This window comes from Nonomuraea sp. NPDC049486 (assembly GCF_040676925.1).
GTDB classification, from domain to species: domain Bacteria; phylum Actinomycetota; class Actinomycetes; order Streptosporangiales; family Streptosporangiaceae; genus Nonomuraea; species Nonomuraea ferruginea.
Genome location: NZ_JBFAPV010000011.1, coordinates 139,668 through 153,689, shown reverse-complemented (window position 1 = coordinate 153,689; position 14,022 = coordinate 139,668). Strand labels below are relative to the sequence as shown.

General features: G+C 72.2%; 16 protein-coding genes and 1 riboswitch. Of the genes, 5 read left to right on the top strand and 11 right to left on the bottom strand.

What is annotated here, in order from left to right:
- Window positions 1-35: 35 nt before the first annotated feature.
- On the bottom strand, window positions 36-365 hold the full coding sequence (locus AB0K05_RS29760) for a hypothetical protein (RefSeq protein WP_271276127.1): 330 nt from the start codon (window positions 363-365) through the stop codon (window positions 36-38).
- A gap of 123 nt (window positions 366-488) precedes the next feature.
- Entirely contained in the window at window positions 489-812 is a 324-nt protein-coding gene (locus tag AB0K05_RS29755; RefSeq protein ID WP_364233470.1) for a multidrug efflux SMR transporter, read from the bottom strand.
- A 19-nt stretch (window positions 813-831) separates the two neighbouring features.
- Window positions 832-897, bottom strand: a riboswitch (guanidine-III (ykkC-III) riboswitch).
- Between the two features lie 151 nt (window positions 898-1,048).
- Here AB0K05_RS29755 and AB0K05_RS29750 point away from each other — a divergent pair.
- Window positions 1,049-1,702, top strand: a complete 654-nt coding sequence (locus AB0K05_RS29750; RefSeq protein ID WP_364233468.1) for a DUF1275 family protein — start codon at window positions 1,049-1,051, stop codon at window positions 1,700-1,702.
- Here the strand turns inward: AB0K05_RS29750 and AB0K05_RS29745 are convergent.
- From AB0K05_RS29745 to AB0K05_RS29735, 3 genes are read right to left on the bottom strand one after another with little or no spacing between them, the layout of a single operon-like run.
- The gene (locus AB0K05_RS29745; protein WP_148035006.1) at window positions 1,686-3,191 is read right to left on the bottom strand and encodes a tripartite tricarboxylate transporter permease; all 1,506 of its coding nucleotides are present in this window, start codon (window positions 3,189-3,191) and stop codon (window positions 1,686-1,688) included. The genes AB0K05_RS29750 and AB0K05_RS29745 overlap by 17 nt on opposite strands.
- A gap of 20 nt (window positions 3,192-3,211) precedes the next feature.
- A complete protein-coding gene (locus AB0K05_RS29740) occupies window positions 3,212-3,673 on the bottom strand; it encodes a tripartite tricarboxylate transporter TctB family protein (RefSeq protein WP_364233465.1) in 462 nt (153 codons plus the stop codon).
- A gap of 1 nt (window position 3,674) precedes the next feature.
- A complete protein-coding gene (locus AB0K05_RS29735) occupies window positions 3,675-4,706 on the bottom strand; it encodes a tripartite tricarboxylate transporter substrate-binding protein (RefSeq protein ID WP_219545967.1) in 1,032 nt (343 codons plus the stop codon).
- A 169-nt stretch (window positions 4,707-4,875) separates the two neighbouring features.
- Here AB0K05_RS29735 and AB0K05_RS29730 point away from each other — a divergent pair, with 169 nt between their 5' ends.
- Window positions 4,876-5,559 (top strand): response regulator transcription factor, encoded by a 684-nt coding sequence (locus AB0K05_RS29730; RefSeq protein WP_148035004.1) that lies wholly within the window; start codon window positions 4,876-4,878, stop codon window positions 5,557-5,559.
- A gap of 6 nt (window positions 5,560-5,565) precedes the next feature.
- Window positions 5,566-6,990 carry a HAMP domain-containing sensor histidine kinase gene (locus AB0K05_RS29725; RefSeq protein ID WP_364233461.1) on the top strand — a complete coding sequence of 475 codons (1,425 nt, stop codon included), beginning with the start codon at window positions 5,566-5,568 and terminating at the stop codon, window positions 6,988-6,990.
- Between the two features lie 3 nt (window positions 6,991-6,993).
- Here AB0K05_RS29725 and AB0K05_RS29720 read toward each other — a convergent pair whose 3' ends face one another.
- From AB0K05_RS29720 to AB0K05_RS29695, 6 genes are all read right to left on the bottom strand, one after another.
- Window positions 6,994-7,737 carry an ABC transporter ATP-binding protein gene (locus AB0K05_RS29720; protein ID WP_364233459.1) on the bottom strand — a complete coding sequence of 248 codons (744 nt, stop codon included), beginning with the start codon at window positions 7,735-7,737 and terminating at the stop codon, window positions 6,994-6,996.
- Window positions 7,734-8,831, bottom strand: coding sequence for an iron ABC transporter permease (locus AB0K05_RS29715; RefSeq protein WP_219545964.1), 1,098 nt, complete (start codon window positions 8,829-8,831; stop codon window positions 7,734-7,736). Before AB0K05_RS29715 ends, AB0K05_RS29720 begins: the two co-directional genes overlap by 4 nt.
- Entirely contained in the window at window positions 8,828-9,835 is a 1,008-nt protein-coding gene (locus tag AB0K05_RS29710; protein ID WP_271279498.1) for an ABC transporter substrate-binding protein, read from the bottom strand. Before AB0K05_RS29710 ends, AB0K05_RS29715 begins: the two co-directional genes overlap by 4 nt.
- Window positions 9,836-10,056: 221 nt before the next feature.
- A complete protein-coding gene (locus tag AB0K05_RS29705) occupies window positions 10,057-10,659 on the bottom strand; it encodes a superoxide dismutase (RefSeq protein ID WP_364233455.1) in 603 nt (200 codons plus the stop codon).
- A gap of 81 nt (window positions 10,660-10,740) precedes the next feature.
- The gene (locus AB0K05_RS29700; RefSeq protein ID WP_148034999.1) at window positions 10,741-11,685 is read right to left on the bottom strand and encodes a TAXI family TRAP transporter solute-binding subunit; all 945 of its coding nucleotides are present in this window, start codon (window positions 11,683-11,685) and stop codon (window positions 10,741-10,743) included.
- Between the two features lie 24 nt (window positions 11,686-11,709).
- Complete coding sequence (locus AB0K05_RS29695; RefSeq protein ID WP_148034998.1) at window positions 11,710-12,066, bottom strand: DUF6223 family protein; 357 nt, start codon at window positions 12,064-12,066, stop codon at window positions 11,710-11,712.
- A gap of 190 nt (window positions 12,067-12,256) precedes the next feature.
- Here AB0K05_RS29695 and AB0K05_RS29690 point away from each other — a divergent pair, with 190 nt between their 5' ends.
- On the top strand, window positions 12,257-13,363 hold the full coding sequence (locus tag AB0K05_RS29690; RefSeq protein WP_271279500.1) for a histidine kinase: 1,107 nt from the start codon (window positions 12,257-12,259) through the stop codon (window positions 13,361-13,363).
- Window positions 13,360-14,022: a response regulator transcription factor gene (locus AB0K05_RS29685; RefSeq protein ID WP_364233451.1), complete on the top strand. Its 663-nt coding sequence runs from the start codon at window positions 13,360-13,362 to the stop codon at window positions 14,020-14,022. Before AB0K05_RS29690 ends, AB0K05_RS29685 begins: the two co-directional genes overlap by 4 nt.

The following is a 14,022-nucleotide window of genomic DNA, read 5'->3' as shown; positions in this document are numbered from 1 at the left end:
GCTGCGCATGACGCCTCCTCCCGCGCTTCCCTGACCTAGTCGTTTTCGGTGAACACCTGCTCGCGGCGCTTGCGGATGGCCGGGAGGACGGTGATGACCAGGGCCGCCGCCGTCAGGGCCAGGAGCGTCGCGGAGATCGGGCGGGTGAGGAAGACCGTCGCGTCGCCGCGGGAGATGATCAGCGCCCGCCGCGGGTTGTCCTCCAGCAGCGGCCCGATGACGAAACCGAGCAGGAGCGGCGCCGGCTCGCAGCCGCACTTGATCAGGACGTAGCCCAGGAGCCCGAAGAACATGATCGCGTAGACGTCGAACGCGTTGAACCTCAGGCCGCGGTCGGCCAGCTCCTCGTAGGTGCGGCGGACCACGGCGAACAGCAGCCGCTCCGGCGAGATCGGCTCCCGCCCCGGGATCTGCGTAACCGCTGCCTGAGCTCGTCCACGAACGACTGGTTGCCGGGCATCGGAAAGGCGTCCTCGGATCCGGGCCCGTCAGTGGCCCCCGCTCGCCAGGTTGAGGCCGACGACGCCGGCGATGATGAGGGTGATCGAGGCGAGCTTCAGGAGGGACACGCTCTCTCCCAGCAGGATCATGCCCAGCGCGGCGGTCCCGACCGCGCCGATGCCTGTCCAGACGGCATAGGCCGTACCGACGTCGAGGGTCTTGAGTGCGAGCGCGAGCAGACCGAAGCTGAGCACGGCGAAGACGACGAAACCGATGCTCGGCAGCAAGTGCGAGAACCCGTTGCTCTGCTTGAGCGCGTAGGCCATGGCGATCTCGAAGAGACCCGCGGCGACCAGCATGATCCAAGCCATGACGGCTCCTTCCATGAAAGGAGCGTCGTCTTTGCAGGCCGGGTACGGCGCGTCTCGTCCGGGCGGACCCATGGTCGGGCTCGCACTTCCGACAACGGCGGCGACCGCGCCCGCATTCCATCGGCCGCGCGTGTCAGGCATGTGGTGGCGCTTCGTGGTGGAATGGGTACGGAGCGTGACGTCGGGTGTGGGGAGGGTGCGATGCGGGACGGTCGTGGGCCCGTGACGCGCCGCTGATGGGGCGCGAGCGGCTGGACCTTCCGCTCACCGCCATGGCCGTGGTCCTCACCATCGGCACCGGAGCGGTCGACGCGGCCAGCTTCATCCGGCTCGGCGGGGTGTTCAGCAGTGTCATGACCGGCAACCTGGTGGTGTCCGGCTACGCGATCGGCACCGCCGACCTCGCGCACCTGCTCACCACCGTCACCGCGGTCATCGGGTACGTGCTGGGGGTCGCCGCCGGCACCGGCGTCGCGGGCCGCGGCGGGATGATCGCGGTGCTCGGTGCGGAGCTGCTCGCGCTGGTGGCGTTCGCGGTGGGCTGGGAGGTGACCGGTGGCCGCCCGTCCGCCGTGGCGCTGCACGTCCTGCTGGTTCTGACGGCGATGGCCATGGGGTTGCAGAGCGCGGCGATGCGCGCCCTGGGCGGCCGCCGGGCGGTGTCGACGACGTACCTGACGGGGACGCTGACCGGCGTCATCGCCGCCCTGCTCACCTCCGGCGGCCTGGCGGGGGCCATGGTGCGCGACATCGCCATCCTGACGGCGGTCGTGGTCGGGGCGGCGGCGGGGACCCTGGTGGTCACGCTGGTCCCCGCCGCGCTGCCGGCCATCCCGCTCGTCACCGTGCTCGCCGCCCTCACGATGGCCGGGCTCACTCGTCCTCGGTGAACACCTGCTCGCGGCGCTTGCGGATCGCCGGGAGGACGGAGAGGGCGAGCGCCGCCACCGACAGGGCCAGGAGCGCCGCGGAGATCGGCCGGGTCAGGAAGACCGACGCGTCGCCGCGGGAGATGATCAGCGCCCGCCGCAGGTTCTCCTCCAGCAGGGGGCCGAGGACGAAGCCGAGCAGCAGCGGGGCCGGCTCGCAGCCGCACTTGATCAGGATGTAGCCCAGGAGCCCGAAGAGCACGATCGCGTAGACGTCGTAGGCGTTGAACCCCAGGGAGTACGTGCCGATCGAGGCGAACAGGATGATCATCGGGAACAGCACCTGGTACGGGATGCGCAGCATGCGCACCCACATGCCGATCAGCGGCAGGTTCAGCAGCACGAGCAGCACGTTGCCGATCCACATCGACGCGATCAGGCCCCAGAACAGCGCGGGCTCGTCGGTGATGACGTTCGGGCCGGGGGTGATGCCGTGCACGATGAACGCGCCGATCATCAGCGCCATCACCGGGTGGGCCGGCAGGCCCAGGGTGAGCAGCGGGATGAACGACGTCTGCGCCGCGGCGTTGTTCGCCGACTCGGGGCCGGCGACGCCCTCGATCGCGCCGTGCCCGAACTCCTGCGGCCGCTTCGAGATCCGCTTCTCGACGGCGTACGAGGTGAACGAGGCCAGCACGTGGCCGCCGCCGGGCAGGACCCCGAGCGCCGCGCCGAGACCGGTGCCGCGCAGGATGGGGGCGACGATGCGGCGCCGGTCCTCGCGGGTCGGCCAGAGGTTCCGCACCTTGTCGACGATCGCCGTGCGCGTCTGCTCGTTCTCCAGGTTGCGCAGGATCTCGGCCACGCCGAACATGCCGACGGCGACCGACACGAAGTCGATCCCGCCGTACAGCTCGCGCTGGTCGAAGGTGAACCGGGGGGTGCCGGTGTAGATGTCCTGGCCGACCGTGCCGAGCAGGACGCCCAGGAAGATCATCGCGAGGGCCTTGAGCGCGGTGCCGCGCGCCAGCGCGATCGACACGATCAGGCCGAACAGCACCAGCGCGAAGTACTCGGCGGGGCCGAACTGCAACGCGACGCGGGCCAGCGGCGGGGCCGCGACGGCCAGCACGACCGTCGCGACCGTGCCCGCGATGAAGGATCCGATCGCCGCGGTGGCCAGGGCGGCGCCGGCCCTGCCCTGGCGGGCCATCTCGTGCCCGTCCAGCGCGGTGACGGCCGCGGACGACTCACCGGGCAGGTTGATCAGGATGGCGGTGGTCGAGCCGCCGTACTGCGCGCCGTAGTAGATGCCGGCCAGCATGATCAGCGCCGTCACCGGCTCGAAGCTGAAGGTGATCGGCAGCAGCATCGCCACCGTCGCCGTCGGCCCGATGCCGGGCAGCACACCGACCATCGTCCCGAGCAGCACTCCCACGAAGCACCAGAGGACGTTCTGGAGCAGGAGAGCGGTCGAGAGGCCGAGCGCGAGGTTTTCGAGTAGGTCCATGCCTCAATCCGGATGCCGCGTCAGAACCCGAGCCACGGGCCCCAGAGCGGGATCCGCAGCTGGAGGCCGACGACGAAGATGAGCGTGCTGGCCACGGTGAGCCCGGCCGCGACGACCACGGCGGTGAGCGGCCGTACGTGCTTGCCGGCCAGCGTGGTGAGCAGGGCGGTCACGGCCGACGTCGGCACGAACCCGAGGCCCCGTACGGTGAATCCGAAGAACATCAGCGCGAGCACGATGACGGCGACCGCGCGCCAGGGGATCGTGCCGAAGGCGATCATCTCGCCGGCGACCAGCCCCTTGACCACGATCCCCAGGCCCAGGGCGGCCACGATCGCGCCGACCAGCAGCGGGAAGGCGCCGGGGCCCATCCGCAGCGGGGTGCCCAGCTCGTAGCCGAGCGACCCCACCACGAACGCGCCACCGATCAGGACGAAGATCCCCCCGGCGAGGACGTCGGGGAAGGACCGGCGGTGCTCCACGTCAGGAAGCCTTGATCCCGGCGTCGGCGATGACCTTCGCCCAGGTACCGAGCTGCTCCTGGAGCTTGGTCCGGTGCGCCTCGGGGGTGGCGCTCTCGGCCGGGACCGGCGCGGTGCCGAGCTTGGCCATCTGGTCGACGACCTTCTGGTCGGCCAGCGCCGTCTTCAGCGCCTCGGACAGCTTCTGGACGGCGTCCTGCGGGGTGCCCTTCGGGACGTAGAGGCCGTGCCACACGCTGACCTCCAGGCCGGGCAGCCCCGCCTCGGCCGTGGTCGGCAGGTCGGGCAGGCTCTTGACCCGCTCCGGCGTGGTGACCGCGTACGCCTTGACCTCGCCCGCGGAGATCTGGCCGCTGGTGTTGGTCGTCTGGTCGCACATGAAGTCGACCTGGCCGCCGACGAGGTCGGTCAGCGCGGGGCCGGTGCCCTCGTACGGGACCTCCTGCAGCTTGACGCCGGCGGCGGTCTGGAACAGCAGCCCGCACAGGTGGGACGCGGCGCCGATGCCGGCGTTGGCCAGCGTGACCTTGTCGGCGTTCGCCTTCACGTGGGTCACGAGGTCCTGGAGCGTCGCGGGCGCGAAGTCCTTGCGGGCGACGACCGTCATCGGCACCTCGGTGACGAGCCCGACCGTCTCGAAGCTCTCCAGCGGCTGGTAGCCGAGGTTCTGGTAGAGGGCGGGCGCCGTCGACATGCCGATGTGGTGCATGAGCACGGTGTAGCCGTCGGGTTCGGCCCGCGCGACCTCGCCGGCGCCGACGGTGCCGCCCGCGCCCTCGACGTTCTGTACGACGATCTTGGCGCCGAGCTTGGCCGCCATCGGCTCGGCGATCATGCGGGTGACCGTGTCGGTCGGGCCGCCCGCGCTGAACGGCACGACGAAGGTGATGTTCTGGTCCGGGTAGCCTGCGGTGTCGCCGCCGCCGGTGGTGCCCCCGTCGCCTCCGTTGCCCGCACAGGCGGCGGCCAGCGAGACGACGCCGATGACGGCGATCATCCGCGCGGCGGCCCGGTACCTGCTGGTCGTTCTCATGTCGCGGCCTCCTCTTCGGCGCATTCGCGTTCTTGGGTGAGTGCGCGGCCTCAGTCTGGGCTGGTACGGGCGCGGATAGTGTCAGAGGAATCCCAAGGAATGCGCCAGATGTCAGGAGAATCCCAAGAACTGGTTAACCACGAAGTCGGACCGGGCCGTACAATCCGGTATGCGGATCACCATCATCGAGGATGACGACCGCGTGGCCCGGGGTCTGGTGACCGTCCTGGCCCAGGCGGGCTTCGAGGTCCACCGCCTCGCCACCGCCGCGGAGGCCGTGCGCGCGGCCCCGTCCGACGTCGTCCTGGTCGACCTGGGCCTGCCCGACGGCGACGGGCTCGACGTGATCCGCAAGCTGCGCGACCGCCCCGAGACCGCCGTCATCGCCGTCACGGCGCGCTCCGAGGAGCACGAGCGAGTCCGCGGCCTGCGCGCAGGCGCCGACGACTACATCGTCAAGCCGTTCGGCATCCCCGAGCTGCTGGCCCGGATCGACGCCGTGCTGCGGCGCACCCGGGTGGCCCGCGCCCTGAGCGCCCCCGACGAGCCGCTCCTCCTCGGCCCGATGCGCATCGGCGTCGGCACCCGCGAGGTCACCGTCGACGACACGCCCGTGACGCTCACCCGCAAGGAGTTCGAGCTGCTCCTGCTGCTGGCCCGTCGGGCGCCCAACGTGGTCAGCCGCGACGTCATCCTCGACCAGATCTGGGGCGCGACCTGGGAGTCGTCGAGCCGCACCCTCGACACCCACATCGCCGCGCTGCGACAGAAGATCGGCCCGGCCGTGGTCATCCGCACCGTCCACGGGGTCGGCTACAGGCTCCTGGCCGACCGGCCGGAGCCGACCGGCTGACGCGCCGTGCACCGCCGGCTGCTCGTCGTCCTGGTGCCCCTCGCGGTGATGCTCGTCGCCGCGCTCGGGGTCCCGCTCAGCGTCACGGTGGCCGAACGGGAGGTGCAGGAGACGTACGTCGACCGGCTGAACGACGTCGGCCGGTTCGCGTCGCTGGCCGAGACCGCGCTGTCGACCGGGCGGACCGAGGCGCTCCAACTGGAGCTGGCCCGCTACCACGAGCTCTACGGCATCCCGGTCGCGGTGATCGACACCTCAGGCACCGTGCTGCTCGGGCCCACGGACGCCTATCGGGAGGCGGCGCGAAGCGAGCCGGGCATGGGCCCGATCGTCACCGCCGCGCTGGCCGGGGCGCGGCCGGAACCGTCCGGTGACTGGGCGCCGTGGGCCGGGTCGGCGCTCGTGGTCGCGGAGCCGGTGGGCCGCGACAGCGAGGTGGTCGGCGCCATCGTGACGATCTCCGACCTGTCGAAGACGCGCGGGCGCATCATGCTGCGCTGGGCCCAGCTCGCCGGGATCGGGCTGCTGCCGTTGATCGCGCTGATGGCGGTCGCCTGGCCGGTGTCGGCGTGGGTGCTGCGGCCCGTGCGGGAGCTGGACGCGGCGAGCTCGCGGATCTCGCAGGGCGACCTCACCATCCGGGCCGACGCCGAGGCCGGGCCCGCCGAGCTGCGGCGGCTGGCGGAGTCGTTCAACACCATGATGGACGCGGTCGAGAACGCCGTGCAGCGGCAGCGGGCGTTCGTCTCCGACGCCTCCCACCAGCTCCGCAACCCGCTGACCAGCCTCCGGCTCGCCGTGGAGAGCCTCGAACCGCACCTGCGCGCCGCCGGTGACGGGCGGCAGGTGTACGACGTCGCCGTGGACGAGCTGAAGGCCATGCAGCGGCTGCTGAACTCGCTGCAGGCCAGCGCGCGGATGGAGAGCATCCGGACGGCGTCCCCGGTGGACCTCGACGCGGTGCTGGCGACCCGGGTGGAGCGGTGGCGGGCGCTGACGGCGACGGCCGGGCAGACGCTCGCGGTCGACGTGCCGCCGGGGCTGCGGCTGCTGGAGCCCACCGGCGGGCTGGGCAGCATCCTGGACGAGCTCATCAGCAACGCGTTGCGGCTGTCGGACGCGCGGGTGGTGGAGGTCACCGCCCGGGCCGTCCCCGCGGGCGGGGGCGTGGTCACGATCGCGGTGCGCGACGACGGGCAGGGGATCGAGGCGTCCGAGCGGGCCCAGGCGCTGCGGCGGTTCTGGCGCTCGCCGCGCCACCAGAACGTGTCCGGGACCGGCCTGGGCCTGGCGATCTGCGCCGACCTGGTCGGCGCGGCCGGTGGCGAGCTGCGGCTGGAGGACGGCCTGCCGCGCCCGGACGGGTCCGGGTACGGGTTCGCCGCGGTGGTCGCGCTGCCGGTGGCGGAGTCGTCCGGAGCCCCGGCCTGAGGGTCACCGCTCGTCCTTGAGCCGTTCGAAGACGAGCTGGGTCCGCCGCACGGCGCGCACCCCGTACACCTCGGAGATCAGCTCGGGTGTGAGGACCTGCTCGGGCGGGCCGCCGGCGACGATGCGACCGGCGTTCATCACGTACAGGCGGTCGCAGAAGGCGGCGGCCTGGTTGAGGTCGTGCAGCACGGCCAGGGTGGCGACGCCGAGCTCGCGCACCAGGTGCAGCAGTTCGAGCTGGTGGCGGATGTCGAGGTGGGAGGTGGGCTCGTCCAGCAGGAGCAGGCGGGTCTGCTGGGCCAGGGCGCGGGCGAGCAGGACGCGCTGTTTCTCGCCGCCGGACAGGGTGGCGAAGATCCGGCCGGCGGCGCCGGTCAGGCCGACGCGGTCCAGCGCCCGCGCGCACAGCTCCTCGTCGGCGCGGGGGTCGGACTTGTACGGGGTGCGGCCCATGGCGACGATCTCGGCCACGGTGAAGTCCAGGTCGGGCGGGGTCTCCTGGGCGACGACGGCGGTGCGCCGGGCGGCCTCGCGGGCGGGCAGCCGGTGCACGTCGTCGCCGTCCACGGTGATGAGCCCCGCCGAGGGGCGCAGGGCCCGGTAGATCGAGCGGAGCAGGGTGGACTTGCCGCAGCCGTTCGGCCCGACCAGGCCGACGAACTCGCCGTCGTCCACCAGCAGGTCGGCCTCGCGCACGATCGGGGTGCCGTCGAGCGCGACGGACACGCCGCGCAGGTCGAGCCTCACTGGACGCTCACCGCCCGGTCCACCGAGCGGCGGCGCAGCAGCCACAGGAAGAACGGCACGCCGAACAGCGCGGTGACGATGCTGAGCGCCAGCTCCTGAGGGGCGTTGACGGTGCGCGCGGCGATGTCCACGAGCTGCAGGAACACGGCTCCGAGCAGGGCGGTGACGGGCAGCACCCGGCGGTGGTCGGCGCCGACGAGCAGCCGGGCCGCGTGCGGCACGATCAGGCCGACGAACGCGATCGCGCCGCTGGTGGCCACCATCACCCCGACCAGCAGCGAGGTCAGCACGAACAGGCTCAGCCGGAAGCGGTTCACGTTCACGCCGAGCGAGACGGCCGTCTCCTCCCCGGCGGCCAGCGCGTTCAGCGGGCGGTGCTGCAGCAGCAGATACGCCACCCCGGCGGCCAGGACGACCGCCGGCAGGGGCAGCACGTGCCAGCGGGCGCCGCCGAGGCTGCCCATCAGCCAGAAGAGCACCTGCTGGGCGGCCCGCCCGCTCTGCGCCAGTTGCAGGACGAAGCTGTAGGCGGCCTGGAACAGGTACGCCAGCGCCACCCCGGACAGCACCAGCCGCGACGGGGTGAGCCGTCCGGACCGCTGAGCCATCATGTACACCAGGACGAGCGCGAGCAGCGAGCCGGCGAAGGCGGCGGCCGACAGCGACAGCCCGCCCAGCGCGGAGGCGCCCAGGATCAGCACGAGCACCGCCCCGAACGAGGCGCCGGAGGAGACCCCGAGCAGGAACGGGTCGGCCAGCGGGTTGCGCACCAGCGCCTGCAGCACCGCCCCGACCACCGACAGCCCGGCCCCGACGAGCAGCGCCAGCAGCGCGCGCGGCAGCCGGAACTCCCACACGATCTGCTCCTGCACCGGGGTCCAGGTCTGCGGGACCACGCCCGGGATGACGCGGTCGGCCACGATGCCCCAGGCCTGGGGCAGGGCGACCGGCACCGCGCCGATGCTGACCGCCAGCCAGGTCGAGGCGACCACGGCGGCGATCAGCGCGGCGACCAGCAGGAGGAACCGGCTCACGCGCCGGCTTCGCGGGACGAGCACGGTCTGCGCCGGGCTCTGCCGGGTGGTGCTGGTCACTGGGTGAAGGCGTCCGGGTGCAGGAACCTGGCGATGTCGGTGACGGCCAGGAGGTTGCGGTAGCCGGGATGCTGGGCCGCTACTGGCACGGCGAGGTAGCGCTGCTCCTCGGCGGCCGGGCTGTTCTTGACGATGGCGAAGGTCTCGGCGGCCTTGGCGGGCGAGCTGGGCATGTCCTCGCCGCGCAGCGTGGAGTAGTCGCTGATCAGGACGGCCTCAGGCTGGGAGGCGCTGACCTGTTCGGCGCTGACCTCGGTGTAGTCGCCCTTGACGTCCTTGAGGACGTTCTCGCCGCCGGCCAGGGTGATCATCTGGTGGGTGATGCCGGAGCCGCCGTAGGCGTTGACCGGGCCCTTGCCGCCGTCGGTGGCCAGGACCTTGACCGGGGTGCGGCCCTCGACGCGCTTCTTGACGTCGTCCAGCTGGCCCTGCAGCTCGCTGATCAGCTTCTCGGCGCGGTCGGAGACGCCGAAGATCTTGCCGAGGTTGCGCAGGTCGTCGAAGGTGTCGTCGAGGGTGAACCGCAGCACCTCCTCGGGGCTGCACCAGCCGCCCAGGATGTAGACGGGGCTGCCGGCCGCGTCCAGCTCCTCCACGGTGGCGTAGCCGCCGGCGGCGTCGAAGCTGGCCATCTGGTTGTCCACGATGAAGTCGGCGCCCTGGGAGAGCATGATCTCCTTCTGCGGCATCATGATCGTGTCGGAGATCTCCGGGATCTTGTCGTACTGCTCCTGGTGGCCGGGCAGGAACGCGCTCTCGGAGAAGTTCGTCCGCCCGGTGATCCGGTCGCCCAGGCCGAGCGCGAACAGGGTCTCCAGGGAGGGGTGGTAGCCGGTCACGACCTTGGCCGGCGGCCGGTCGAAGGTGAGGGTGCGCCCGCAGTTCTCGACCGTGACGGGGAAGCCGGCCTGCGGCGCCGCCCGCTGTTCGGGCTCCTGGGCGGCGGGAGCCTGTGAGCAGGCGGTCAGCGTCAGAGCCGCCGCCAGGACGAGCAGCTTCTTCATGATCCGGCCACCGCCTTCGGCGTGGAACCTGACTTCGGGGCGGTATGGGGCGGGCGGCTCATGTGGTGGGGCTCCGGTGGTGAGAGGATCGGGCAATCGCGATATGAAACACCTCATTCTGCATATAAGTCGCAATTGCAGGCAAGTCGCATCAAACTGAGGGCGGCGCCCGCCCGGCCCCGCGGACCAAGCTCAGGCCGGGCGGGCGGCGCCGGTCCGGGTCAGACGCCGCGGGCGGCGTCGTAGCGGGAGATCACGTCGTTCCAGTTGATCAGGTCCCACAGCTTCTCGACGTAGTCCGGGCGCACGTTGCGATACTGCAGGTAGTACGCGTGCTCCCAGGCGTCGAACACCAGCAGCGGGGTGGTGTTCATGCCGACGTTGCCGTGGTGGTCGTACACCTGCTCGACGACCAGGCGGCGGCCCAGCGGCTCCCAGGCCAGCACGCCCCAACCGGAACCCTGCACGGTGGCGGTGGCGGTGGTGAGCTGCTTCCTGAAGGCGTCGAAGGAGCCGAAGTGCTCGTCGATCGCCGCGCCGAGGTCGCCGTCGGGGCGGTCGCCGCCGTCGGGGGACAGGTTCTCCCAGAAGATCGTGTGCAGCACGTGGCCCGAGAGGTTGAACGCGAACGTCTTCTCCAGCCCGACCAGGCCGCCGAACTCGCCCTTGTCCCGTGCCTCGGCCAGCTTCTCCAAGGTGTCGTTCGCGCCCTTGACGTAGGCGGCATGGTGCTTGGCGTGGTGCAGCTCAAGGAGCTCGCCGGTGATCGCGGGCTCCAGGGCCGCGTAGTCGTACGGCATGTCCGGGAGGGTGTAGTCACCCATGAGCTATCTCTCCTCGTAATTGCAAATGACTTGCAACAACGATAGCCCTGCAACTGACTCATGTCTCGTGCGGCGTGCCGGTCAGTGCTTGCGGTCGCGGAACCAGGCGGCGGCGCCCGGGTGGAGTGGGATCGACGCGGTCGAGATGCCGGTGCGGACGTTGATGTGCCAGGCCTCGGGAATGGCCTCGGTGTCGCCGCGGCCGGCGGAGGAGATCGTGCCGGTGTGGGTGAAGATCGTGTCGGTGATGGCGTACACCAGGTCGGCCGGCAGATCGTTCCGTACGAGAAGCACGTTGGGCACGGCGAAGGTGCGGGTGGCAGGGACGCCGGCGTAGGCGGTCGCGGGGATCATGGCCGGCGCGTAGGGGCCGGGGAACGCCGTGAAGAGCGCACCCGCCTGCGCGTCCAGCGGGATCAGGCGGATCGGGTGGCGCTGCGCCAGCTCCGTGATGGCCGGGGTCGGGACGCCGGTCAGGGAGAACATCGCGTCGATCACGCCTTCGCGCAGCGCCGCCGCCGACTCGGCCTGGCTGAGATACCGGCTGTCGGTGTCGACCGGGCCCAGCTCCAGCACCCGCAGCGAGGTGAACTCGGTGCCCGAGTCGCGGGCGCCGAGCGAGATGCGCTTGCCCTCCAGGTCGCCGAACTCCTCGATCGCCGAACCGGCCATGACCACGAGATGCAGGTGGCTGTCGTAGAGCCGGCAGATCGCCGAGAGCTCCTCGGGCGCGCTGCCGTCGGTAAGGATCAGCGCGTCCAGGCTCGTCAGCCCGAGGTGCACCGCGCCGGCCCGGAGCATCCGGATGTTGTCGGTGGACGCACCGCTCGGCACGGTGCGCACCGTGACGCCCGGCACCTGCTCGGAGATGTGCGCCGCCATCGAGCCGCCGATGCGCCGGTAGACCGCCCCCGCCGGCCCGGTGGCCAGCCGGAGGTCGATCTCGCCGACCTCGCGCTGCCGCGAGCAACCGGCGATCAGCCCACCGGCGGCCAGGAGCACCGCCCGCCTGCTGGGGTTCAGCATGCCGCGATGATACGGGCCCGGCGATCAGCGGCGGACGCGGCGGGTCAGCGCCAGCCCGCCGAGCACGACGGAGCACAGGCCCACCACCACGGCGACATAGCCGCCGACGATGCCGTAACCGGTGCCGGGACCGCCCTCGGCGGCGGCCACCACCAGCCCGCCGACGGCCGCGCCCGCCAGCCCCGCCACCAGGGCCACGACGGCTCCCCTTCTGCCGGTGCCGGCGCCGATGCGACCGGTGGCGCGGGCCACGGCCAGCCCGCCGACCACCGTGCCCGCCAGGCCCAGCAGCGCGCCCACCGCGGACCAGAGCCGCCCGGACGTCATGGCGTAGGCGTCGACGGGGTCCACGACTCCGAGCAGGGTGAAGGTGACGGACATGAGACTCTCCTCCTGGGACTGGACGTGTCCCGATGGTGTCCTCCGGACCCGCCGCCGGTCGTCCGGCCAGGGGAGGCGATGCGCGCTGCCGCCGGCGCCGCAGGATCCGTGGAAGTACCGCGGACGCGGTAGCCCGGCGATCGTCCGTACGCAGGATCCGCCCGCGACGGCATCGGGCTATGGTGCGCGCATGAGCACAGGACGGTCCCGTGCCCTCGACTGGGCGATCGCCGGCTGCGTGGCGGCGGCGCTGCTGGTCACCGGGCTGTCCGGGCAGGGCTCCGCGAACCCCGCCGGCTACGCGGCGCTGGTCGCCGGTGGCCTGGCGCTGGCCGCGCGCCGCCGGGCGCCGGTCCCCGTCCTGGTCGTCACCGGGTTGTGCGCGGTGGGCTACCAGGCGGCCGGTTTCGACGTGCCCGCCGTCGCGTTCCTGTTCGCGGTGTACGCCGCCGTACGGGCCGGGCACCGCGTCGTCACGGTGGTGGCGAGCGTGACCATGCTGGCCGCGCTGCCGCTCGCCGCCGTGGCCTCGGGATCGTACGACATGGGCGAGGCGTTCGCGCAGGCCCGGGGCGCTCTTGAGCTGGCCTGGCTGGTCGCGGCCGGGGCGGCGGGCGAGGCGCTGCGGCAGGCCGAGCGGCGGGCGGAGGAGGCCGAGCGCACCCGCGAGGAGACCGCGCGGCGCCGCGCCGACGAGGAGCGGCTGCGCATCGCGAGGGAGCTGCACGATTCGCTCACCCACCAGATCTCGATCGTCAAGCTGCAGGCCGAGGTCGCCGTGCACGTGGCCCGCAGACGCGGCGAACAGGTGCCGGAGGCGCTGCTGGCGATCCAGGAGGCCGGGCGCGAGGCGGCCCGCGAGCTGCGCGCGACCCTGCAGGCGCTGCGCGACGACGACACGACCCCGCCGCGCGGGCTCGACGACGTCCCGGAGCTGGTGGAACGGGCCCGCGCCATCGGCCTGGACGCCACCCTGACGATCGAGGGGCGGCGGCAGGACGTGCCCGCCGCGGTGAGCAGGACCGTCTACCGGATCGTCCAGGAGTCGCTCACCAACGTCGCCAGGCACGCCGCCGCCGCGACCGCCTCGGTCCGGATCGACTGCCGCCCGGACACGCTCGAAGTACGCGTCGACGACGACGGCAGGGCCAACCAGGACACCGTCCCGGTGCCCGGCGTGGGGCTGCTCGGGATGCGCGAACGCGTCACCGCACTCGGCGGACGCCTGCGGGCGGAGCCGCGCGGCGAGGGCGGCTTCACCGTCCGGGCCGAACTCCCCGTGGACCGGCTGCCGTGATCCGCGTCCTGCTGGTCGACGACCAGCCGCTCATCCGCAGCGGGTTCCGCGCGCTCCTCGACCTGGAGGACGACATCGAGGTGGTGGCCGAGGCCGGCGACGGCGTCGAGGGCCTGGCCCTGGCCAGGGAGCATCTGCCCGACATCGCGCTCGTCGACGTCCAGATGCCGGTCGCCGACGGCATCGAGACGACCCGGCGCATCGCCGCGGACCCCGCGCTGGCCGGGGTGCACGTCGTCATCCTGACCAACTACGGCCTGGACCAGTACGTCTTCGACGCGCTGCGCGCCGGCGCGGCCGGGTTCCTGGTCAAGGACATCGTGCCCGAGGATCTCCTGCACGCCGTGCGGGTCGCGGCCCGCGGCGACGCGCTGCTCGCGCCGTCGATCACCAGGAAACTCATCGACAGGTACGTCACGCGGCCGATCACCCTCGGCACCGGCAGAGGGCTCGAAGAGCTGACCAACCGGGAACGCGAGAGCGTCGCCCTGGTCGCGCAGGGCCTGTCCAACGACCAGATCGCCGACTGCCTGGCGATCAGCCCGCTGACCGCCAAGACCCACGTCAACCGGGCGATGGCCAAGCTCCACGCCCGCGACAGGGCCCAACTCGTCGTCATCGCCTACGAGTCCGGCCTGGTGGTGCCGGGCGGTTCCTGA